19 protein-coding genes, 2 tRNA genes and 2 pseudogenes are annotated in these 22,671 nt (G+C 64.9%); 8 read left to right on the forward strand and 15 right to left on the reverse strand.

What is annotated here, in order from left to right; genetic code table 11:
- Positions 1-31 precede the first annotated feature (31 nt).
- The 5 genes and pseudogenes from ruvB to GT370_RS06705 all read right to left on the reverse strand — a co-directional run bounded on the left by ruvB (position 32) and on the right by GT370_RS06705 (position 6,053).
- A pseudogene (gene ruvB, locus GT370_RS06685) lies at positions 32-1,059 on the reverse strand (Holliday junction branch migration DNA helicase RuvB).
- Between the two features lie 67 nt (positions 1,060-1,126).
- Positions 1,127-1,719 (reverse strand): annotated as a pseudogene (gene ruvA / locus GT370_RS06690) (Holliday junction branch migration protein RuvA).
- Positions 1,716-2,324 (reverse strand): crossover junction endodeoxyribonuclease RuvC, encoded by a 609-nt coding sequence (ruvC, locus tag GT370_RS06695; protein ID WP_270184105.1) that lies wholly within the window; start codon positions 2,322-2,324, stop codon positions 1,716-1,718. The pseudogene ruvA and the gene ruvC overlap by 4 nt, the downstream one beginning before the upstream one ends.
- Entirely contained in the window at positions 2,269-3,018 is a 750-nt protein-coding gene (locus GT370_RS06700) for a YebC/PmpR family DNA-binding transcriptional regulator (protein WP_008492562.1), read from the reverse strand. The genes ruvC and GT370_RS06700 overlap by 56 nt, the downstream gene beginning before the upstream one ends.
- Before the next feature lie 41 nt (positions 3,019-3,059).
- A complete protein-coding gene (locus GT370_RS06705; RefSeq protein ID WP_008492561.1) occupies positions 3,060-6,053 on the reverse strand; it encodes a hybrid sensor histidine kinase/response regulator in 2,994 nt (997 codons plus the stop codon).
- Between the two features lie 249 nt (positions 6,054-6,302).
- Between GT370_RS06705 and GT370_RS06710 the strand changes: the two genes are divergently transcribed.
- Positions 6,303-6,377 (forward strand) — tRNA-Val (locus GT370_RS06710).
- Between the two features lie 155 nt (positions 6,378-6,532).
- On the opposite strand, the gene acnA is transcribed toward GT370_RS06710, so the two are convergent.
- Positions 6,533-9,220 (reverse strand): aconitate hydratase AcnA, encoded by a 2,688-nt coding sequence (acnA, locus tag GT370_RS06715; protein ID WP_008492560.1) that lies wholly within the window; start codon positions 9,218-9,220, stop codon positions 6,533-6,535.
- 90 nt (positions 9,221-9,310) lie between these two features.
- Between acnA and ccmA the strand changes: the two genes are divergently transcribed.
- Both ccmA and ccmB read left to right on the forward strand, forming a co-directional pair.
- Positions 9,311-9,877 (forward strand): heme ABC exporter ATP-binding protein CcmA, encoded by a 567-nt coding sequence (gene ccmA, locus GT370_RS06720; RefSeq protein WP_008492559.1) that lies wholly within the window; start codon positions 9,311-9,313, stop codon positions 9,875-9,877.
- Positions 9,874-10,518 carry a heme exporter protein CcmB gene (gene ccmB / locus GT370_RS06725; RefSeq protein WP_008492558.1) on the forward strand — a complete coding sequence of 215 codons (645 nt, stop codon included), beginning with the start codon at positions 9,874-9,876 and terminating at the stop codon, positions 10,516-10,518. The genes ccmA and ccmB overlap by 4 nt, the downstream gene beginning before the upstream one ends.
- A gap of 70 nt (positions 10,519-10,588) precedes the next feature.
- On the opposite strand, the gene GT370_RS06730 is transcribed toward ccmB, so the two are convergent.
- The 6 genes from GT370_RS06730 to GT370_RS06755 form a co-directional block, all read right to left on the reverse strand.
- On the reverse strand, positions 10,589-11,296 hold the full coding sequence (locus GT370_RS06730; RefSeq protein WP_008492556.1) for a CBS domain-containing protein: 708 nt from the start codon (positions 11,294-11,296) through the stop codon (positions 10,589-10,591).
- 66 nt (positions 11,297-11,362) lie between these two features.
- A complete protein-coding gene (locus GT370_RS06735; RefSeq protein ID WP_008492554.1) occupies positions 11,363-12,136 on the reverse strand; it encodes a Crp/Fnr family transcriptional regulator in 774 nt (257 codons plus the stop codon).
- Positions 12,137-12,214: 78 nt separating this feature from the next.
- Positions 12,215-12,733 (reverse strand): CPBP family intramembrane glutamic endopeptidase, encoded by a 519-nt coding sequence (locus GT370_RS06740; RefSeq protein ID WP_270184106.1) that lies wholly within the window; start codon positions 12,731-12,733, stop codon positions 12,215-12,217.
- A complete protein-coding gene (locus tag GT370_RS06745) occupies positions 12,718-13,053 on the reverse strand; it encodes a hypothetical protein (protein ID WP_270184107.1) in 336 nt (111 codons plus the stop codon). The genes GT370_RS06740 and GT370_RS06745 overlap by 16 nt, the downstream gene beginning before the upstream one ends.
- A 108-nt stretch (positions 13,054-13,161) precedes the next feature.
- Entirely contained in the window at positions 13,162-14,391 is a 1,230-nt protein-coding gene (locus GT370_RS06750) for an MFS transporter (RefSeq protein WP_008492552.1), read from the reverse strand.
- 276 nt (positions 14,392-14,667) lie between these two features.
- Positions 14,668-14,745: transfer RNA gene (locus tag GT370_RS06755), tRNA-Pro, on the reverse strand.
- A gap of 188 nt (positions 14,746-14,933) precedes the next feature.
- Here GT370_RS06755 and GT370_RS06760 point away from each other — a divergent pair.
- Both GT370_RS06760 and GT370_RS06765 read left to right on the forward strand, forming a co-directional pair.
- Positions 14,934-15,728 (forward strand): N-acetylmuramoyl-L-alanine amidase family protein, encoded by a 795-nt coding sequence (locus GT370_RS06760; RefSeq protein ID WP_008492551.1) that lies wholly within the window; start codon positions 14,934-14,936, stop codon positions 15,726-15,728.
- Between the two features lie 61 nt (positions 15,729-15,789).
- Complete coding sequence (locus GT370_RS06765; RefSeq protein ID WP_008492550.1) at positions 15,790-18,387, forward strand: penicillin-binding protein 1A; 2,598 nt, start codon at positions 15,790-15,792, stop codon at positions 18,385-18,387.
- Between the two features lie 75 nt (positions 18,388-18,462).
- Here the strand turns inward: GT370_RS06765 and GT370_RS06770 are convergent, their stop codons facing one another.
- Genes GT370_RS06770 through GT370_RS06780 form a run of 3 tightly spaced genes read right to left on the reverse strand, consistent with a single transcriptional unit; the run spans position 18,463 to position 20,431 of the window.
- Positions 18,463-19,140, reverse strand: coding sequence for a DUF1223 domain-containing protein (locus GT370_RS06770; protein ID WP_008492549.1), 678 nt, complete (start codon positions 19,138-19,140; stop codon positions 18,463-18,465).
- Positions 19,137-19,847: a molybdopterin-dependent oxidoreductase gene (locus tag GT370_RS06775; protein WP_008492548.1), complete on the reverse strand. Its 711-nt coding sequence runs from the start codon at positions 19,845-19,847 to the stop codon at positions 19,137-19,139. Before GT370_RS06775 ends, GT370_RS06770 begins: the two co-directional genes overlap by 4 nt.
- Positions 19,844-20,431 (reverse strand): cytochrome b/b6 domain-containing protein, encoded by a 588-nt coding sequence (locus GT370_RS06780; RefSeq protein ID WP_008492547.1) that lies wholly within the window; start codon positions 20,429-20,431, stop codon positions 19,844-19,846. Before GT370_RS06780 ends, GT370_RS06775 begins: the two co-directional genes overlap by 4 nt.
- A gap of 174 nt (positions 20,432-20,605) precedes the next feature.
- On the opposite strand from GT370_RS06780, the gene GT370_RS06785 reads away from it, so the two are divergent.
- The 3 genes from GT370_RS06785 to GT370_RS06795 all read left to right on the forward strand — a co-directional run bounded on the left by GT370_RS06785 (position 20,606) and on the right by GT370_RS06795 (position 22,517).
- Entirely contained in the window at positions 20,606-20,884 is a 279-nt protein-coding gene (locus GT370_RS06785) for a hypothetical protein (RefSeq protein ID WP_008492546.1), read from the forward strand.
- A gap of 227 nt (positions 20,885-21,111) precedes the next feature.
- Positions 21,112-21,648: a peroxiredoxin-like family protein gene (locus GT370_RS06790; protein ID WP_008492544.1), complete on the forward strand. Its 537-nt coding sequence runs from the start codon at positions 21,112-21,114 to the stop codon at positions 21,646-21,648.
- Positions 21,648-22,517 (forward strand): LysR family transcriptional regulator, encoded by an 870-nt coding sequence (locus GT370_RS06795; RefSeq protein ID WP_008492543.1) that lies wholly within the window; start codon positions 21,648-21,650, stop codon positions 22,515-22,517. Before GT370_RS06790 ends, GT370_RS06795 begins: the two co-directional genes overlap by 1 nt.
- Positions 22,518-22,671 lie beyond the last annotated feature (154 nt).

Below are 22,671 nucleotides of genomic sequence, written 5' to 3' on the forward strand. Positions count from 1 at the left end.
GATCTCGCCAGACGCACGTTCCGGTTGCGGATTACTCGTCCAGCAGGTCAAGCAGATCCGGCCCAGTGCGTGGCGGGTTAAGCCCCAGATGCTTCCAGCCCGGCTCGCCCAGCATCCGCCCGCGCGAGGTGCGCAGCAGCAAACCTTCCTGAATCAAATAAGGTTCTACAACATCTTCCAGCGTATCGCGGGCCTCGGCCAGGGCGGCGGCGAGGGTTTCCACCCCACCGGACCGCCATTATGATGCTCGGCCAGACGTTTCAGATAGCGCATATCCATCGCGTCCAGACCGATCTGGTCGACATCCAGCCGGGTCAGCGCGGCATCCGCGAGCTGTTGTGAAATTTCCGCAACATTCGCCGCCGTGGCGAAATCCCGCACCCGGCGGGTGAGCCGGCCGGCGATGCGCGGGGTACCGCGCGAGCGCCGGGCGATCTCGTAGGCGCCCTCGTAAGACAGGTTCATCCCCAGCTTCTGCGCGAGGCGGATGACGATGCCGGTCAGCTCGTCGGGGGTATAAAACACCAGCCGCAGCGGAATCCCGAAGCGGTCGCGCAGCGGCGTGGCGAGCAGGCCGGCGCGGGTGGTGGCGCCGACCAGGGTGAAAGGCGGCAGATCGATGCGCACCGTGCGCGCCCCCGGGCCTTCGCCGATGATCAGATCGAGCTGGAAATCCTCCATCGCCGGATAGAGAATTTCCTCGATCGCCGGCTGCAGCCGGTGGATCTCATCGATGAACAACACGTCCTTGGGCTGCAGATTGGTGAGAATGGCGGCGAGATCGCCGGATTTCTGGATCACCGGGCCGGAGGTCGCCTTGAACCCCACCCCCATCTCGTGGGCCACGATCTGCGCCAGCGTGGTCTTGCCCAGGCCCGGCGGGCCGTGCAGCAGCACATGGTCCAGCGCCTCGCCGCGGGATTTCGCGGCGGCGACGAAGATTTTCAGATTCTCCCGGCTGGCCGCCTGGCCGGTGAAATCCTCCAGGCTCTGCGGGCGCAGCGAGGCTTCGCCGCTATCGTCGGCCAGGCGCTCAGGGGCTGTGATGCGGTCGCTCATGGGGTTGGATTTGCAGCTTTTTGAAAAAAGCTGCACCAAAAACTTTTGATTCTTGGGGCCAGTGCCGTCACTTGGCCAAGGCCTTCAGGCCGGCGCGGATGAGCACATCCAGGCTTGCATCTTCGCCGTGCGCCTCCAGCGCTTTCGCCAGCGCGGCTTCGGCTTCAAGGCGTTTATAGCCGAGATTTGTAAGTGCGGAGAGCGCATCGCCCGCCGCCCCTTGGCCACCGCAACAGGCAGCGCCGCAGCCCCGCCGCCCGGCATCGCCCCCGCCTTGCTCTGCAACTCGGTGAGAATACGGATGGCGAGCTTCGGTCCCACACCCGGCGCCCGGGTCAGCGCCCCCTTATCCTGCCCGGCAATCGCGCCGATCAGCTGGTCCGGCGACAAGGCAGAGAGAATGCCCAGCGCCACCTTCGCGCCCACACCCTGCACTGTGGTCAGCAACCGGAACCATTCCCGCTCGGCCGAAGTGAAAAACCCGTAGAGCGTGATCGCATCCTCACGCACCTGCATCTCGATCAGCAGCGTCGTCAGCCCCTCCGGCAACGCGCCCAGCGTGCGTGAGGAGCAGAACACCAGATAGCCGACGCCATTCACATCGATGACGCAGCGCCCGTCCTCGATCGAATCGACGATGCCGCGCAGCCTCGCGATCATGACAGGCTCTTCCAGACATTCGAGGTCGAGCGCCGATGCGCGTGGCAGATCGCCACCGCCAGCGCATCCGCCGCATCGGCGCGTTTCTGGGTGGAGCCGGGCAGCAAGCGCTTCACCATCAGCCCCACCTGCTCCTTCTCCGCATTGCCGGTGCCGACCACAGACATCTTCACCGTCTTGGCGCCATATTCGAACACCGGAATCCCCGCCCGTGCCGGGGCCAGCAGCGCCACGCCGCGCGCATAGCCGAGCTTGAGCGTCGCGGTGGCGTTGCGGTTGACATAGGTTTCCTCAACCGCCGCCTCATCCGGGGCAAAACGCGCCAGCAAATCGGCCAGCTTGGCGTCCAGATCCTTCAGCCGCAACGGCACATCCTCGCCGCCATCAGTGGCGATGACGCCATCCGCCACATGCACCAGCCGGTTGCCCTGCGCCTCCAGCACGCCCCAGCCGGTAAAGCGCAGGCCGGGGTCGATGCCGAGGATGCGAACGCTGGCAGCCCCGCCTGTTATTTTGCGCGCGGCCGCCCCACCATCCCGCGCGCGTCCATTACGCCGAGAGCTTCGCCAGAACCTCGTCCGGCAGCTCGTAATTGGCGTAAACATTCTGCACGTCGTCATCATCCTCAAGCGTATCGATCAGCTTGAGCACGCTCGTGGCTTTTTCCTCGTCCAGCGTCACCGTCATGTTCGGCTGCCATTCGATGCCGGCCTCCGCCGGATCGCCGAAGGTCTGGGCCAGCGCGTCGCGGACCGCGAAAAAATTCTCCACCGCCGCCTGCACCTCGTGGCCGTCCTCGTCGGAGACCACATCATCCGCCCCGGCCTCGATCGCGGCTTCCAGCATCGCATCCGCGCTGGCGGCCGAAGCCGGATAGCGGATCGCGGCCAGGCGGTTGAACATGAAGGAGACGGAATTGGTCTCTCCCAGCGCCCCGCCGGATTTATTGAAGGCGGCGCGCACCACGGAGGCGGTGCGGTTGCGGTTATCGGTCAGCGCCTCGATGATGATCGCGACACCGGACGGGCCATAGCCCTCATAGCGCACGGATTCGTAGTTCTCGGTCCCGCCGGCGCCGGAGGCCTTCTTGATCGCGCGGTCGATGGCATCGCGCGTCATGTTCTGCTTCAACGCCGCCGCGATGCCCGCGCGCAGGCGGGGATTGGCGGCGGGGTCGGGCAGACCCTCCTTGGCCGCCACGGTGATCTCGCGGATCAGCTTGGCATAAATCCGGGCACGCTTGGCGTCCTGCGCGCCCTTGCGGTGCATGATGTTCTTTGCATGTGAATGTCCAGCCATGGGCGGGCTTTAGCATCCGCCGCGCCAGGCCGGAAGCGCTGTTAAGCGCTGTTTCCGAGCATCCCGCGCAGCCGGGCCGCCAAAGCGTCCATGGTGAAGGGTTTGGCCATGATCTCCATGCCCGGCGCCAGCCCGCCCTCCTGAATCACCGCTTTCTCGGCATAGCCGGTCATGAACAGCACCTTCAGATTGGGGCGCAGCAGCCGCCCGGCCTCGGCGATCTGCCGGCCATTGAGCCCCGGCAGGCCGATATCGGTGATCAAGAGATCGATCGCCCGGCGCGATTGCAGCATTTCCAGCCCCTGCGGCCCATCCTGGGCCTGCAGCGCGGCATAACCGAGCGTGCCCAGAACCTCGACGATCAAGCCGCGCACCATCGCGTCGTCCTCGACCACCAGCACGCTCTCGCCGGTCGCCTCGTAGGCGATCTGCTCCGGCGCGACCTGCGCGGTGGGGGCGTCACATTCCAGGCAGCGCGGCAGATAGAGCCGCACGATGGTGCCGGCACCGGGTTCGGATTCGATCCGCAGAAAACCGCCAGATTGCCGGGCGAAGCCGTAAATCATCGACAGGCCGAGCCCGGTGCCCTGCCCCAGCGGCTTGGTCGTGAAAAACGGCTCGAACGCCCGCGCCAAGGTGGCGGCATCCATGCCGAGCCCGCTATCGGCGACGCTGATGCAGACATAGGCGCCGGATGCGATATCGCCCGGCCGGGCCAGCCCTGCCCCATCCAGCTCGGTATTCTTCGTGGCGATGACCAGCCATCCGCCATCCGGCATCGCATCGCGCGCATTGATGGTCAGGTTCAGCACGGCGTTTTCCAGCTGGTTGGGGTCGCACAAGGTCGTCCACAGCCCATCCTGCAATGCGAGACGCAGCTCCACCGCCTCGCCCAAGGTCCGGCGCAGCAGCATTTCCATCGAGCCGATCAGCGGGTTCGCCGACACCGGCTTGGGGTCGAGCGGCTGTCGGCGCGAGAAGGCCAGCAAGCGTTGGGTAAGTGCCGCCGCCCGGTCCGCGGCGGCCATGGCCAGCTCGATGAAGCGTTCCAGCCCCTCATGCTGGCCGCGCTGCAGCCGCTTGCCCACCACCTCCAGGCTGCCGCTGATGCCTTGCAGCAGATTGTTGAAATCATGCGCGATGCCGCCGGTGAGCTGCCCTACCGCCTCCATCTTCTGGGATTGGCGCAGCAGCTCCTCCGCCTCGCGCTGGGCGCTGACATCGCGCCCGACAACATAGACGGCGCCATCCAGCGGGTCCGCCGACCAGGAAACCAGCACGGCGCGCCCCGCCTGGTCGAGAATCCGCCATTCCGCATCGCGCACCGGCCGGCCAGCGCGCAGCGTCTGCAAGGCGCGTGCGGCGGCGGGCTGGTCGGCCGCTGGGACCAGCTCCAGCAACGGCGCCGCCAGCAGCCGCGCCTCCTCATAGCCGAGCAGCCGCCGCCAGGACGGGTTGACCGAACGCAGCCTGCCATCCGGCGTCATCGTCGCCAGCAGATCATTGGCGGACACCCAAATCTGTTCGCGCTCGGCACTCGCCGCCGCCGCCGCCGCCGCCGCCTCATGCTCGGCCGTCACGTCCCGTCCGAATCCGTAATGCAGCCCGCCTTCGGCGACATGGGTCCAGACCACTTCCCGCCGCCCGCCTTCCCTGGCCCGCATGCCCACGCTGATCTCGCCGCCGCGCCGCGCCGCGCCCGGATCATAGAGGTGCCGGCGCAGCCGTTCCCAATCCTCCGGCATCACCAGCTCCTGCAGCATCCGCCCGCGGCTCTGCGCCTCATCCCAGCCCAGAACCTTGCTCCAGGCGGGGTTGACGGTGACGATGATGCCCTCCGCCCCGGTGATGAATTTCATCACCGGCGACAGCTCCCAGGTTTGCGCCAGCATGCGCAGGGCGGCACGCTGGTCGGTGATGTCACGCCCGACCGCATGGTTCAGCGCGCCATCCGGCACCACCTCCCAATCGACCACGCGGTAATGCCCATCCTTCATCAGGCAGCGGCACTCGAAGCCCTGGATCGTCTCCCCCTTGGCCAGCCGCTCAAAGACCTGGCGGGCCGCCACGTAATCCTGCGGATGGATGCAGGCGCGCAGCTTGCGCCCGCTCAGCTCCGGCTCGCGCCAGCCCAGCCCACGCTCGATCGCCGGATTGCTGTGCAGGATGACGCCGTGGGAATCGAAGGTGAGCATATAGACGCGGCTGAGCGTCCAGATCCGGTTGCGGGCCTCGCTGGCTTCGGCCTCGGCCAGCTTGCGGGCATGGATGTTCACATTGCTGCCAACCCAGCCTTCCACCGCGCCGCCGGCGCTGCGAATCGGGGTGGCGTGGATCAGATGCCAGAAATATGTGCCTTCGGGCGTCCGCAGCCGGGCTTCGGCCTGATACGGGATGCCGGCCGCCACCGCCTCGGCCCAGCGCCGGGCGATGGCGCTGCGATCATCCTCATGCACCAAACCAGGCCAACCCTCGCCGCCATCCGCGGCCAAAGCAGCCTTCAGCCGGTCATTCATCCAATCCACCCGCCCATCCGGGCGCGCGGTCCAGACCTGGCCCGGCATCGCCTCGGCAAGGCGGCGCAGGGCCGGCAGTTGTGTCGGGGCGGACGGCAGGACGGCCCCATCCTGCGGTCCCAGCTTGAGGACAGCCAACACCGCCAGCACCTTCCCAGCATCCCCCATCAAGGGCAGGCACAACGCGCTCAGCCTCCCCTGGTCGGGCACGGTGCCGAGATCGACCGTCATCGGCTGCAACCCCGCCCCCTGATCCGCGAACTGACTGAGGCTGACAATATCCGCCAGTTCCGGCCAGACGGCGCGCGCGCTCCAGCCCAGCATCGACACGCCGCGCGCGGCCATCAAGGGAATGCAGGGATCATTATACAGCACCACCCCCTCAGGCCCGGCGAGAATCGCCAGCGGCTGCGGCACCCGCAGGCAGGTGGCGACATGCGCCTTGAACGCGGCCGACCAGCCTTCGGCCGGGCCGAGACATGTCCGTGCCCAGTCGAATCCACTGATCAGTTCGCCCATTGCGCCGCCATGAGCGAGAAACCCAAGGCAATCCCCCTCGCGTCCGGCGGGGTCAGCTGGCAGATGTGAAGAAATCATCACCATTCCCACGACTATTCCATGCCTACCCGATGACCGCAAAACCTCAATTTTCTGACATTTTCCCTGAAAGCTTCATGAGATCCCCGCGATATACGGAAAGGCTGGCGCAAAATGGTTTATGTCAGGTGATTGACAGCGCCTTGTGGGCAGATTATCAGCCCGCCCACCGGGCGCGTAGCTCAGCGGTAGAGCATTCGCTTCACACGCGAAGGGTCACAGGTTCAATCCCTGTCGCGCCCACCATTCCTTCAAAATCAAAGCCTTACACAAAGCCCCTCCGGGGCTTTTGGCGTTTTCGGGACAAAAGAATGCAGCCTTTCTGAAAAAAGGCTGCACCCAAAAACGTTTGCGAATTTTTACGTCCGGGGCGCGGCTGATGCCGTGCCCCGGAAGCGAAATCAGGCGGCCTTGGCCATGCCGCGCAGCACGTACTGCAGGATGCCGCCATTCTTGTAGTACTCGACCTCGTCCGCCGTATCGACGCGGCAGAGCAGCTCGACCTCTTCCTTGGAGCCATCCGGGCGGGTGATGATCGCCTTGATGTCCATCCGCGGGGCCAGCTTGTCGAGGCCGACAATGTCCACGGTCTCCTCGCCGGTCAGGCCCAGGCTCTTGCGGGTCTGGCCGTTCTTGAACAGCAGCGGCAGCACGCCCATGCCCACCAGGTTGGAGCGGTGGATGCGCTCGAAGCTCTCGGCGATCACCGCCTTCACCCCCAGCAGGAAGGTGCCCTTGGCCGCCCAGTCACGCGAGGAGCCGGTGCCGTATTCCTGGCCGGCGAACACCACCAGCGGCACGCCATCCTTCTTGTATTTCTGCGCGGCGTCATAGATCGGCATTTCCTGACCGCCCGGATAATATTTAGTGTTGCCACCCTCGGCGCCACCCATCATCTCGTTCTTGATGCGGATATTGGCGAAGGTGCCGCGCACCATCACATCGTCATTGCCGCGGCGCGAGCCATAGGAGTTGAAGTCCTTCTGCTGCACCTGATGCTCGGAGAGGAACACACCGGCCGGAGAGGATTTCTTGATGTTGCCGGCAGGCGAGATGTGGTCGGTGGTGATGCTGTCACCCAGCAGCGCCATGATCCGCGCGCCATGGATATCGCTCACCGGCTTGATCTCCGGGGTGATGTCCTGGAAGTAAGGCGGGTTCTTCACATAGGTGGAGCCGGACGGCCAGGCATAGGTGTCGGTGCCGCCGGTGACTTCGATGGCCTGCCACTCGGCCGGGCCCTTGAACACGTCCGAATAGCGCTCCAGGAACATCTCGCGGGTCAGCACCTTGCCGACGATATCCTGGATCTCCTTGTTGGAGGGCCAGATATCCTTCAGGAACACAGGCTTGCCGTCCTTGGAGGTGCCGATCTGCGCGGTGGTGATATCCTCGCGCATATTGCCGAACAGCGAATAGGCGACCACCAGCGGCGGCGAGGCCAGATAGTTGGCGCGCACATTCGGGTGCACGCGGCCCTCGAAGTTGCGGTTGCCGGAGAGCACGGACACCGCCACCAGCTTGTTGCTCTCGATCGCATCCACGATCGGGTCGGCCAGCGGGCCGGAATTGCCGATGCAGGTGGTACAACCATAGCCGACGGTCTCAAACCCGATCGCATCCAGATCCTCGGTCAGGCCGGACTTGTTCAGATAATCGGTGACAACCTGGCTGCCGGGGGCGAGCGAGGTCTTCACCCAGGGCTTCGGCGCCAGGCCCAGCGCCCGGGCCTTGCGGGCCACCAGGCCGGCCGCGACCAGCACGTACGGGTTGGAGGTGTTGGTGCAGGAGGTGATCGCCGCGATCACCACATCGCCATGGGTGATTTCGTAATTGGTCCCGGCGACGGCGCCCTTCGCCGCAACGGCATCGGCCGTCACGCCCAGGCTCTTGGTCAGCTCGGACTTGAAGGCCGAGGCGGCCTCCTTCAGCAGCACGCGGTCCTGCGGGCGCTTCGGGCCGGCGAGGGAGGGCATGACGGTGGAGAGATCCAGTTCCAGCGTGTCGGAGAAGACCGGCTCATGCGCGTCGCGCCACAGGCCCTGGGCCTTGGTGTATTCCTCGACCAGCTTGATGCGGTGCTCGTCGCGGCCGGAGAGGCGCAGATAGTCCAGCGTGACCTCGTCAACCGGGAAGAAGCCGCAGGTGGCGCCATATTCCGGGGCCATGTTGGCAATGGTGGCGCGGTCCGCCAGCGCCATATCGGCCATGCCTTCGCCATAGAACTCGACGAACTTGCCGACGACCTTCTTCGCACGGAGCATTTGGGTGACGGTGAGCACCAGATCGGTCGCGGTGACACCCTCGGAGAGCTTGCCGGTCAGCTTGAAGCCGACCACGTCGGGGATCAGCATGGCGATCGGCTGGCCCAGCATCGCGGCCTCGGCTTCGATGCCGCCAACACCCCAGCCCAGCACGCCCAGGCCGTTGACCATGGTGGTGTGGCTGTCGGTGCCGTACAGCGTGTCCGGATAGACATAGGTCTTGCCGCCATTCTCGGAGGTCCAGGCGACCTGGGCGAGATATTCCAGATTCACCTGGTGGCAGATGCCGGTGCCGGGCGGCACCACGCGGAAATTATTGAACGCTTCCTGGCCCCAGCGCAGGAAGCGGTAACGCTCGGCGTTACGCTCGAATTCGAGGTCGATATTCTTCTGCAGCGCGTCGTGGGAGGCGGAGTAATCCACCATCACCGAGTGATCGATCACCAGATCCACCGGGATCAGCGGGTTCACCTTCTCCGGGGCGGCGCCCAGGCGACCAATGCCGTCGCGCATCGCCGCCAGATCCACCACCGCCGGCACGCCGGTAAAATCCTGCATCAGGATGCGGGCGGGCTTGAACGGCACTTCCTTGGTGGAGGACGCCTTTTCCTGCCAGGCGATGATGGATTTGGCGTCTTCCTGGGTGTAGCTGCCGCCGTTTTCAAAGCGCAGCACGTTTTCAAGCAGAACCTTCAGCGTCTTCGGCAGGCGCGAAATATCGCCCAGCTTGGCGGCCGCGGCCGGAAGCGAGAAATACTCGTAGGACTTACCGTCAACGGTCAGGGTTTTCTTCGTTTCCAGGCTATCGTGGCCGATCGCTGTCATGGGGCTCAACCTTTCTGCAGTTGCCGCTTGTGATTTGGACCGGCTTAAACCATAGCCGTACCCGCCCGTCCATTCCGTGACCAAGGATTTTTGCACCTGCTCACTGCCCAAAAACTCGCCATTTTCCGCGGAGATCGCCTTGTTCAGCAGGGTCTGAGCTTCGAGCTTCGCCCTGGCGGCATGCTTCTGCTGCGCGGGGCGAATGGCGCGGGCAAATCCAGCCTGCTGCGCGCCATCGCCGGGCTCACCCCTTTGGCCGCGGGTGACCTGTTCTGGGACGCTTTGCCCGCCTTCGCCGACCGCGAGGCGCATGCCCAGCGCATCGCCTGGCTCGGCCACCAGGATGCGGTGAAACCGGCGCTGACCGCCGGCGAGCATGTGCCAGCGTCCGCGCTCGCCGCCGTGGGGTTGGAAAAATTCCAGGCTTTGCCGGCGCGTTTCCTCTCCGCCGGGCAGAAGCGCCGGCTCGCCATCGCCCGCGTGGTGGCGGCGGAGAAGCCGCTCTGGCTGCTCGATGAGCCAACCACGGGACTCGATGCCGCCTCCATCGACCAGTTTCTCGGGCTCTGCGCCGCCCAGCTGGCGAAAGGCGGCATGATCATCGCCAGCACCCATACCCCGATCGAACTGCCCGGCACAGAGGGTCTGGCGCTATGATCGGGCTGATCGCGCGGGAGCTGCGCCTTTCTATAAGACACGGCGCCGAGAGCATGGCCGCCCTGCTGTTTTTCGTTATCGCCGGTACGCTGTTCGCCTTCGGGGCGGGGCCGGACCCGGTGGTGCTGGGCCGCATCGCCCCGGGCGTGGTCTGGGTGACCGCGCTGCTGGCCGCCTTGCTGCCGCTGGAGCGGCTGTTCGGGCCGGATTTCGAGGATGGCACGCTGGACCTGCTGCTGCTCTCCGGCCAACCGGCGTCCTTGATCGCCGCCGCCAAGGCGATTGTGCACTGGCTGACCACCGGGCTGCCGCTGCTGATCATCGCCGGGCCGCTGGCGGTGATGCTGCGCCTGCCGGGCGAGAAACTGCCAGTGCTGCTGGCAACCTTGCTGCCGGGGACGCTGATTTTCTCGCTGCTGGGCACGCTGGCGGCGGCACTCACCACCGGGGCGCGGCGCGGGGCGATTTTGATGCCGCTGATCACGCTGCCGCTGATGATCCCGAGCCTGATCTTCGGCACCGCCGCCGCGACCAGCCCGCATCCGGCGGCGGCGTTTTATATGATTTTCGCGATGCTGCTGGCGGCCCTGCCGCTGGCGCCGCTGGGGACGGGATTGGCGCTGCGCGCCGCGGCGGAATAAGCAAGATGAAATAAGCAAGACGGGGGGACTTTTTGGAAAAAGTCCCCACACCCCAAAAACTTTTATAACTTCAGGCCGTCGCCGGGAAAGACAGGCCCGATCCCGGATCGACAAAGGTCATCTTGTCGTGCACATCCTCGACGCCCGGCGCGTTCTCGGCGATGCACACCACCGCCTGGCGCTCCTCATCCGAGAAAATGGTGCCATCCAGCATCACCACCCTATCCTTCACACTGATCCGCAAGCCAGCTTTCGGCGCCCAGTTGGCCTTGGCGATCTCCGCCCTGATATAGGCCAGAATCTCCGCATCCGTCCGCACCTCCGGGTGGGTCTCGATCAGCTTCGCGGTCAGCGCCTTTAGCAGATCCGCACGGCTGACCACGCCGGTCAGCTTGCCATCCTCCAGCACCGGCAGGCGCTTGATATGCTTGCGCAGCATGATCTGCGCGACCTCACCCAGCGACATTTCTGGCGTCGCGAAAATCGGACTATGCGTCATCACCCCGCTGACATGGCGGGAATGGGTGGCGACATAATCCGCCGCCACCGAAGCCGGCTGCAGCAGCGCCTTCAGCCAGCCCGCCGGGCTGCCCTCGGTGCCGATCTCGGCCCGGCGCAGCAGATCCCCCTCCGTCACCACGCCCACCAGCACCCCGGCCTCGTCCAGAACCGGCAGGCCGCTGACATGGTTGGCCAGCATGATCCGCGCCGCATCCGCAACACTGGTGCGCGGCTGTACCGAAAGCGCGTTGCGCGTCATCACTTCGGAAACATTCATGGCATCCTCCTGAATAGAGCCTACCTTATTCCTGGCAGGAGACGCTTGCGCGCGCCTTGATGCTTGTCAATTGGCGGCTTCGGCGATGTTTTCCAAGGCTTGCGGCCGTTGCAGAATGATCTCGTGAATGCTGGGGATCTCGATCAGCCCGTCCTTTTTCAGCTGGCTGAGCGAGCGCGAGACGGTTTCGATGGTCAGGCCGAGATAATCCGCCAGATCCGTGCGCGAGAGCGGCAAGGTCAGTTTCGCCCCCGGGCGCGGCAGCTTGCCGGCCCCGCAAATCTCCTGGCGCTGCGCCCAGCCGATCAGAAAGCTGGCGATGCGTTCCAGCGCGGTCTTGCGGCCCAGCAGCAGCATCTGCTGCTGGCTCAGCACCAGCTCATGCATCGCCACATCCAGCAGCTTGCGCTCCAGCGCCGGATATTCGGTGAACATGGCGCGCAGATTGGCGCGCGAGAACCGGCAGAGCTGCACGGTCTCGATCGCCTCGGCCGAGACCATGTTGGTTTCCAGCGACGCCAGCCCGATGAAATGGCCGGCCGTGGCAAAGCCGGTGATCTGCCGGCGCCCATCCGGCAGCGCCTTGAACAGCCGCACCGTGCCGGCATTCATGTTGTAGAAATACTGCGCCGGCTCGCCCTCTTCCATGAACAGCTTGCCGGCCTGAAAAGTCACGCGCTGCGCCGCCCGGGAGAGAAACACCAGCTCATCATCGGAAAGCGCGTCGCACAGCCCCATATGGCGCGCGCCGCAATCATCACAGGCGGAAGCGGCCGGGCGCTCGGTCAGATTGATGGAGACCGGGTGGCGCAGCGAGGCGATCTTGCCGAAGGAACTCATGCAGGGATGATTACCCGCTGGGACCGCGTTGATCCATATCAAAATCATCCCGGCGGGCCGGCAGGAGACGCAAAATCGTCAGCGCAACAGCAAGTTCCACCCCAGACCGATCACGCTGCCCTCCGGGCCGGTCAGCCCGCCGGAGAGCCAGGCCGGCCCAACCGGCAGGGTGCTGAGCAGCGCCCCGGCGCAGCCTTGGCCGCTATCATGGGTGCCGAAGATCACGTTCTGGGCAAAATCCCAGCCGGTGTGAAAGCCGATCGGCCACCACAGCCCGCCGGTGCGCTGACGGGCGAGGCATAAAATCATCCCGGCGCCGAACACGTTGAGGATGCCGAACACGCTCTCACCCCCGTTGCTGACATGCAGCAGCGCGAACACCAGGCTGGTGAGGAGCGCCGCCGGCCAGAAGCCGATGCCGCGCGCCAGCGCGACCAGAGGATAGCCGCGAAACCCCAGCTCCTCGGTCACGCCGACCAGCAGTGAGACGCCAAGCCACGCCGCCAGGCTGGCCAGAGACGCCGCCAGCCCCAGCCCCTGCAAGCTGATCCGCGCCAGCCCGCCGCCCCAAAGCAGCCCGATCAGCAGTGAAAGCACGGCGATACCGGCCGCCAGCCCCCGGCCAGCGCGCGAACGGGCCGCGGCTGGCGCAGCCCGAACGCGGCGACCTCCCGCCCCTCGGCCCGGGCCATGGCCAGGCTGGCGAGATAGATCGGCACCAGCAGCAAAACCTCGTTGAGCAGGATGATGCGCGGGGTGAGCAGCGCCGTCGGCCTCACCCAGGGCGGCTTCAGCCAGGCCAGCCCGGCGATTTCGACCGCGACCAGCACCAGGGCGATCAACAGATAGGCGAGCCCGCGCCAGCCGGCGCGCACCCCCGCCGGTCCGCGCAACCACCCTTGGCCTGCTCTGCTCATCCAAGCCGCCATCGCCCCTCCGACAAAGAAAAAGGGATGCTCCCTCGCGGAAGCATCCCTTTTCGGAAGCAGCTTGCCAAGGGCCGCAACCGGCCCAAGGCATCGAGATTACTCGGGAAGGGTCGCGTGGGTCATCGAGACGTTGCGCGCTTCCGGCCCGAACAGCATCAGCAGGATCAGCACCACGGCGACGACACCGCCGACCACCGCCAGCGCATAGCCGTAATCCCCGCCATGGCTCATCGCCATGCCAACCTGGATCGGCGCGTTGAAGGAGGCGACGAAATTGCCCAGCTGATAGACGAAGCCCGGGAAGGTGCCGCGGATTTCGGACGGAGAGAGCTCGTTCAGATGCACCGGCACCACGCCCCAGGCACCCTGCACGCCGATCTGCATGAAGAAGGCGGCGATGGCGATGGTGGTGAAATCCGAACCATGCGACCAGGGATAGAGGGCCAGCAGCGAGACGCAGCAGGCGCCGATGATGGCGTAGCGGCGGCCGATTTTCTGGCTCAGGAACCCGAACAGGATGCCGCCGATGATCGCGCCGGCATTGAAGATCAGCCCGGCATTGGCCATCTGGCTGTGGGTGAAGTGCAGCTGCTTGCCCAGGAACAGCTTGACGTAAATGTCCTGCGTGCCGTGGGAGAAGAAGTTGAAGGCGGCCATCATCAACACGCCATAGACAACCAGCTTCATGTTCTTGCGCAGAACCGTGCCGATGGAAACCTTGGTCGGGCGATGCTTCATCGCCTCGAAGGCCGGGCTCTCTTCCACCTGGGTGGCGATGTAGAGCACCAGCAGGGCCGGCAGCGCGCCGACGAAGAACATGCCGCGCCAGCCCAGCGGCTGCATGCCGAAATCGAACAGCAGCGTGGCCAGGAAGAAGCCGAACGGATAGCCCGCCTGCAGCAGGCCGGAGACCCAGCCGCGCCAACGATCCGGGATCGTCTCCATCGCCAGCGAGGAGCCCAGGCCCCATTCGCCGCCCATGGCGATGCCGAACAAGGTGCGGATGACCATGAAGGACACGAAGGACCAGGCGAAACCGGTCATCGCCTCAAAGAAGGAATAGAGGACGATCACCAGCATCAGGATCGGCTTGCGGCCGTAAATATCCCCCAGCCGGCCGAACACGAAGGCGCCGATGGCGCGGGTGCCGAGCGTCAGGGTGATCGAGAACGCCACGGAGCCGATGGTGACGCCGAACGCCTTGGAGACGTTATCGAGGGTGAGGATCAGAATGAAGAAATCGAACGCATCCAGCGTCCAGCCCAAGAAAGCGGCCACAACGGCATTACGCGCCCGCCTGATATCGATAGCCGAGGTCCCCGACATGTCGTTTCCTTCCAAAATGTCATCCCATGCAAACCGGCAAAATAAAACTTTCGCCAGATACGCTCCGGTACAATAGAGCATCTATGGGGCAGAGATTTTTCGGAGGCAATTGCTTCAAGGAAAGTTTTTTATGAATTTTGGAATTTTTAACGCACTATACTGCAGCGCAGCATCATTTCGCCCACGCACGTGAAAAAAACGCCAGAAAAGCGTGACCGCACCTGGAGAAAATTAAATTCTACCAAGAACAAAGATTAAAATGTCTGAGAGAAAATTTGGTCGGAGTGAGAGGATTCGAACCTCCGGCCCCTGCGTTCCGAACACAGTACTCTAACCAGGCTGAGCTACACTCCGATGCGGCGAGCCTATAGCCAAGCCGGAAAACTTCCGCAAGCCCCCTCCCGCAGATCGGTGAGATGTTGGTGCGGCGCCACATGCCGACCCAGAAGCGGACATAAAGCGGTTACGTTTCTCGCGCTAAAACCGGCTGATTATCAATGAGTCATAGCCAAAACTGAAAGCCGGATGGTAGGACCACACGCATGTGCCTGATTTGCGACCCCACACGCCGTGACTTTCTGCGCCTGGGACTCGGCGCCGCCGGGCTTGCCGCCCTCTCCCGTCCGGCCCGCGCCGCCATGCAGAAGCCGCTGATCATGCTGGATCCCGGCCATGGCGGGCATGATCCCGGCGCCATCGCCCCCGACGGCTATTATGAAAAGACCATTACCCTGGCCACGGCGCTGGAATTCCACCACGCTTTGCTGGAGACCGGCCGCTACCGCGTCGCGATGACCCGCAGCAGCGATGAGTTCATCACGCTGGAGGGGCGCGTCAATCTGGCGCTGGCGCATAAGGCGGATCTGTTCCTCTCGATGCATTGCGATCATCTGCCCGAATCGGATCTGCGCGGCGCCTCGGTGTTCACCTTGTCCAACAAGGCCTCCGACCGGCTGGCGGCGGCGGTGGCGGCGGATGAAAACAGCGCCGACGGCCCCAGCGCCGGCCCCTCCGGCGTGTCCCCGCAAGTGGCGAATATCCTGGCCAGCCTGGAAACACGCGCCACCAAGATCGGCTCCGCCACCTTCCAGAACGACATCGCCAGCTCGCTTGCCGGCGACATCCCGCTGCTGCCCGACCCCAAGCGCAGCGCCAATTTCGCGGTGCTGCGCGACCCCTCCATCCCCTCCGTGCTGCTGGAGATGGGCTGCCTCAGCAATGCAGAGGATGAACGGCGCCTGCGCGACCTGCGCCAGCGCCGCCAGCTGGTGGCGAAGCTCACCCGCGCGGTGGACCATTATTTCACCGGCCCGGCCGGCGGGCGCATGGCCGGCTGAATTGCAAAGCTGTCATTTCGGCTCTCTCGCGGGCCATAAAACAAGGTGCTAAGAGCCGCGCATGTCCGATCAGAATGACGATTTCACGCCCGGCGAGCGGCTGGCGCGCCCGAGCCGCCCGCAGGCCCCGCAACGGCCAAAACCGCCCCGGGACCCGCGCGCGCCGAAGCCCCGCAAGCCCCGCGGCCTGATCGGCAAAATTTTCGCGTTCTGCGTCTCCAGCGTCTATAGACTGGCATTTGTCGTCATCATCGCCGGTATCGTCGTGGCGGGTGGCGGCTTCCTGTATTTCTCCTCCGGCCTGCCCAGCATCGACAGCCTGAAGACCTACAAGCCGCCTTTGGAATCGCGCGTCTATACCTCGAATTTCCAGCTGCTGGCGGAAATGGGCACGCAGCACAGCATCTATGTGTCCTACGACCAGATCCCGAAAGTCGTGCAGAACGCCTTTATTTCGGCGGAAGACCGGCTGTTCTGGGTGGAGCCGGGGATCAATCCGGCGGCGATCGTGCGCGCCGGGCTGACCGACATCACCTTGATCGGCTCCGGCCGGCGGCCCATCGGCGCCTCCACCATCACCCAGCAGGTGGTGAAGAACATGCTGCTGGATAATCACATCACCTTCGCCACCAAGATTAAGGAGGCGCTGCTGGCGATGCGCGTCAGCCAGGCGATGAGCAAGCAGCAGGTGCTGACGCTGTATCTGAACGAGGTTGATCTCGGGCAGAATTCCTTCGGTGTCGCCGCCGCCGCGCAGACCTATTTCGACAAGCCGCTCTCCCAGCTCGATATCGCCCAGGCGGCGACGCTGGCGGCACTGCCGAAGGCGCCGACCAACTACAACCCCTTCCTCCACCCCGCCGATTCGCTGCAGCGGCGCAATTTCATCATCGGCCGGATGCTGGCCGATGGCGTCATCACCCAGGACCAGGCCACGGCCGCGCAGGCCGAGCCGCTGCTGCCGAAAGCCGGGCAGGCCCGCCAGGATCTGGTGAATGGCGGCTATTTCGCCGATGCGGTGCGCGCCCAGCTGGTGCAGAAATTCGGCGCCGACGCGGTGAATACCGGCGGGCTGATCGTGCGCACCAGCCTCAACCCGACGCTGCAGCAGGCCGCGACCACGGCGGTGCGCAACGGGCTGGAGGATTACGACCATATCTATGGCGGCTGGCACGGGCTGGTGAACCATCTCGCGACGCCGGATCTGGCCGATAACTGGCAGAAGCTGCTGGCCAAGCAATCCACCCCGCAAGGCATGCGCGAGGGCTGGCGGCTTGGCATCGTCCTCGCCGCCAGCGGCCCCAGCGCGCGCATCGGCACGCTCGACCCGGCGGACGGCAAGCCCGGCATCGGCACGCTGCCGATCGCCAATATGCGCTGGGCCCGCCCGCTGGTGAACGGCCATCCCGGCGCGCATCCCAGCTCCACCGCCCAGGTGCTGCATGAAGGCGATGTGGTGATGGTCTCCGGCGACCTCAACGCTTTGTCCCTGGAGCAGATCCCGCTGGTCCAGGCGGCGCTGATCTCGATGGATCCGCGCACCGGCCGGGTGCTGGCCATGGTCGGCGGCTGGAGCCATAATGTCAGCCCCTTCAACCGGGCCATCCAGGCGCAGCGCCAGCCGGGTTCCTCGGTGAAGCCGCTGGTCTATCTCACCGCCATGGAACAGGGCATCCAGCCCGACGCCCAGGTACTTGACGGCCCCTTCGTGCAGACCCTGCCGGATGGCACCGTCTATCGCCCCGGCAATTATGAGCTGACCTTCGAAGGCCCGGTGCCGATCTTCCATGCGCTGGAGCAGTCGCTCAACCTGGCGACGCTGCATCTGGCGCGCCAGATCGGCCTGCCGGCGATCGCCAAAACCTTCCAGGATTTCGGCATCGTCGATAAAATGCCGCCTTATTACCCGTCGGCCATCGGCGCCATCGACACGACCTTGTGGAAGATGGTCGCCGCCTATGCGACCATCGATAATTACGGCCGGATGGTCACACCCAGCCTGATCGACAGCGTCACCAACCCGGATGGCACGGTGCTCTATCAGGCGCCCGGCGAGCAATGCGCCAATTGCGTGAATGGCAACCCCGACCAGCCCCCGGTTCTGACCCAGACCGGCCAGCAGGTGGCGGATCCGGATTCCGCCTATCAGATGCAGGTGATGATGAAGGGCGTGGTGCTGCGCGGCACCGGTGTTCCGGCGGTGAAGGGCATTTCCCAGCCTGTCGCCGGCAAGACCGGCACCACCAACGATTTCAACGATGCCTGGTTCATCGGCTACACGCCGGGCATCGTCACCGGCTGCTGGACCGGCTTCGACACGCCGACCAGCCTGGGCAACAACGAGACCGGCGGCAATGTCTGCGGCCCGGTCTGGAACGAATTCATGAAGGTGGCGCTCAAGGGCCAGCCGGATCTGGATTTCGCCACCCCGCCCGGGATGACCCTGCAGCAAGTGCCCGAGCCGAACGGGCAGATGGTGACGGAAGCCTTCAAACCCGGCCAGAGCCCCGGCGCACAGAACCAGAATGGCCTGCTCGGCGGCGGCATGGATAACAGCCAGAGCGGCGCCCCGAGCCTGACCGCCCCCGGCCAGCAAGCTGCCCCCGGCACGCCGGCCACGCCCTCCACGGTCGAGAAATCTCTGGGCGGCCTTTATTGATCCCGGATCTCCCCAAAGAAAAACCCGCCATGAGGCGGGTTTTTCTTTGCCCGATGAGCGACTCCGGCGGGCAAATCAGCGCGCCGCCAGCCCCAGCACATGGCCGTCGGCGCCCTGCAGGATCACCGCGACATGCTGCCCTACCGGGCGCGGCGCCCGCAATTGCAACGCGGCCCCGGACCAGGCGCCCAGAGGCACCATGGCGCGCACCACATTCACCTCGGTGATCAGCACCCCGCCATTCTCCCCGGCGCCGACATGGGTACGGTGCTGGTCGTCATAGCCAACCAGCAGCACCGAGCCGGTGCCTTTGCCGGCGGCCACCGAAATGCCGAGCTGATCCTGCCCGGAAATGCCGATCGCCACATTCCCCGCGGGCGCGGCCTTGGCGGATTTGATCGCCGCGCGCAGCTCCGCCGCATGGCTGCCGACAAGCTGGCTTTGCCCATCCACCACCGCCTCGGGCGTATAAACCTCGGTGCTGTGGCGCAGGCCGGCATACCAATCCTGCCGGTCCGTGGCGCCGGGGAGCGAATCGGTATCCTTCCAGCCGAGATCGTTCCAATAGGTCACGTCGAAGCTCAGCGGCAGAATATCCTTATCCTGCGCCTTCAGCACGCCCAGCAGCGCATTCGCCGGCGGGCAGGAGGAGCAGGATTGCGAGGTGAACAGCTCCACCAGCACCGGACGGGCAAAGGCCGGCGACGCGGCCAGCGCGAAGGCGGCGGCCAGCGCCAGACGATGCGCCCTCACGAGCCGCTGAACCAGTTATAACCCTGGTCCTCCCAATAGCCGCCCGGATAGACATTGGTGACGGCGAGCTGGATGATGGATTTCGGGTTCTTGAAGCCGAGCTTGATGGGAATGCGCAGCCGCACCGGCGCGCCGAACGGCGCGGTGAGTGGCTGGCCCAGGAAATCCAGCGCCAGGATGGTCTGCGGATGCAGGGCGGAGGGCATGTCGATCGAGCTGTAATAACCATCGGCGCATTTGAAGCTGACATATTTGCAGCTGGTATCCGCGCCGACATGCGCCAGGAAATCGCTCAAGCGCACGCCCGACCATTGCCCGATCACCCGCCAGCCTTCGACGCAGACGAAGCGTGTGATCTGCTCATGCTGCGGCAGGGCGCGCAGCTGGGCCAGGCTCCAGCCGGTCTTGCTCTGGATCTGCCCGCCCAGCTCCAGCTTATAGCTGGCGGCATCGACGACCGGCGCCTGGTCGATGGAATAGAACGCGTTGAAGCGCGGCGGCCGGGTGATCTGGTCCGGCCGGAAGGTGGGCGCCAGGGTGCGCGGGTCGAACAGAGCCTCCTGCACCCGGTCATTCCAGGCGGACATCGCATGCAGGAATTTATCGGCGAGGTCCGGATGCGCCGGATCCTCGTAATTGCAGCCCCCGAGCGGGGCGGCGGCGCCGAGCGCCATGGCACGCAGCAGCAATGAACGGCGTTGGATCATGGCAGACGGCCTCCAGTGATCATCGGCGGCAAGGTTTTCGGCACCAGCGCCACCAGCAGAAGATGAATGAGGATGAACAGGCAGATCCCGGTCATCGCGAAGAAATGCACGTAACGGGCGATGAAAAACCCGCCAAAGGCATCACACAGGAACCAGAGCTGCACCGGCTTCCAGATCGACAGCCCCGAGAGCACCGCCAGCAGCCCGGCCAGCAGCACGCCCAGATACAGCAGGCGCTGCACGGCATTATAAACCCCGCGCTCATGCTTGAGGTTAAAGCGCAACGCCGCCCCCAGATCCGCCAGCACCGCGCGCGGCCGGATGGGGAAGAATTTCCTGTAATGCCCGCTGGCCAGGCTCCAGACCAGATAGATCAGCCCGTTGAGCACCAGCAGCCACATCGCCGCCAGATGCCAGGCGATGCCCGCCCCCAGCCAGGCGCCGATGCCGACGGGGAAATTGAAATTGAACAAGGGCGAGGCATTATAAATCTGCCAGCCGGAGCCAATCATCATCACCATCGCGATGACGTTGAGCCAGTGGGTCAGCCGCAAGGGCCAGGGATGGATGACGCGCGCACGCATGGCCGGCACTCCGTTCGGTTTTGAAAACGTACAGCCTTATACGCCATAGATGCCGGCCTGGATGCGGTTGATTCAGGCATCGAGTTCATGCCTCAACGGCATTGGCGCAGCCGGTCGTGAATGGGCCATCTCAGGGGCACCGGATCTTCCGGCCTCACCCACAGGAGAATTTCGATGTTGCGTTCACTTGCTTTCGCCGCTGCCATGTCCCTTTCCATGGCCGGCGCCGCCCTCGCCCAGACCAGCACCGGCATGAGCCATGATACGATGGGCAATAACGCCATGAGCCACGACAGCATGGGCAACAACGCCATGAGCCATGACAGCATGGGCAATAATGCGATGCAGCATGATGATATGGGCAAGACCAAAACCCAGGACAGCATGGGCAACGGCATGAGCCATGACAGCATGGGCAATAACAGCATGGGCCACAGCAGCAACAGCCAGTAATCGCCAGCACAGCGCCTCACGCCTTGGCGTGGGGCGCCGGAATGGGGACGCCCATGTCTTCTTGACGCTCCGGCGTCACTCTCAATACATAATACCCCACGCCACCCAGGAGGCCGACCATCGGCGATCTGACCCAGAAGCTGGATAGTCTGCGCGCAAGCCGGCGTGAAAATGCGGTCTGGGATGCGTCTTATCGGCAGCTTGTCGAAACCCTCGAAGCGGCCGGCATGGCGGAGCTGATCCTGCCCGAAGGGGCCATTTTCCCGGATTTCATGCTGCCGGATGCGCAGGGCGGGCTGGTCTCGCTCAACGGGCGGTTACGCCACGGGCCGGTAGTGCTGGGATTTTTCCGCGGCACCTGGTGCCCCTTCTGCAAGCTGATGCTCGAAGCCCTGGCCGAGGCGATGCCGCGCATCGCCGACATGGGCGCCTCGCTGCTTGCCCTTACCCCTGAAACAGGCCCCCTGCCCGCCGCCCTGCAAACCCGCCATGGCGGCCGGCTGGACGTGCTGTGCGATGTGGATTTCGGCGTCGGGCTGCAGGCCGGGGTGGTGTACCGGATTCCCCCCCTCTACCGCGCCGGGCTGATCGCCGCCGGGCTGGATATGGAGCTGCGCCACGGCAATGCCGCCTGGTGCCTGCCAGTGCCGGCGATTTTCATCATCACCCCGGATGGGCGCATCGCCCGGCGCTTCGTGGATATGGATTTCACCAAATGGCCGGAGCCAGAGGCCATTCTGGACGCGCTGGCGGGCCTGCGCTGATGGAACTCACCCAGGTCCGCTATTTTCTGGCCTTGTGCGAGACGCTGAATTTCTCGCGTGCCGCCGAGGCCTGCAACGTCACCCAGCCGGCCTTCTCCCGCGCGATCCAGAAGCTTGAGGAAGAGCTTGGCGGCGCCTTGATTTTCCGCGAGCGCACCCTCACCCGCCTGACCGCTTTGGGCCAGGAGATGCGCCCGCATTTCGAGACGATGGTGGAGGCCGCCCAGGCCGCGCAGGCGCTCGCCCGCGCCCATCAGAACCCGGCCCCGCGCAGCCTGCGCATCGGGCTCGGCCCCGGCATCCCGGCCACGCCGATCACCGGCGCGGTGGCGGAGATTTTGCGCGTGCTGCCCGGCACCGAAATCCATTTCTCCGAGGCGCCATGCGGTACGCTGGTGGATGCGATGCTGGCCGACGCGCTGGATTGCGCCCTGCTCCCCGCCGACGCGCCGCTGCCCGAGCGGCTGAATCGCTGGCCGGTCTTCACCGACACCCCCCGGCTGATCTGCCCGGAAACCCATCCGCTTGCCAGCAAAAACCAGTGCGGCCTGGAAGATCTGGCAGGCGAAACCCTGCTGCTCAGCGATGAATGCGGCAATTTCGGCGAGGCGCTGGCGCGGCTGGCGGAACCGCCTTTGCGCACCCAGCGCCTGCGCGCCGGGCTGGGACAGATGCAGGAGCTGGTGCGCGCCGGGCTGGGCGTGGCCCTGCTCTCCGACCGTGCGGCGATCTCCCCGTCTCTGGCGGCGCGGGACTTCGTGGAGCCGGATCTGACCCGGCAGATTTTGCTCACCGCCGTCGCCGGCCGGCCGCTGCATCAGGCGGCGATGGGGTTTATCCGGCTCTGCCGGGCGAATGCGTTTGCGTAAAAATATTTAGGCGAAGGCGGCAAAGTCGCCGCCGCCAAAAGGATGAGGCGCTTTATCAGAGCAATATATGTTGAGGTTGACCCGGCAGCGTCAAGATAAACACATGAAATTGCACGTCAAAATAAAAATCAGAGGATCAAAGCAAAAAAGCTCG

The sequence above is a fragment of the Acidocella sp. MX-AZ03 genome, assembly GCF_027626035.1.
Classification (GTDB): Bacteria; Pseudomonadota; Alphaproteobacteria; order Acetobacterales; family Acetobacteraceae; genus Acidocella; species Acidocella facilis.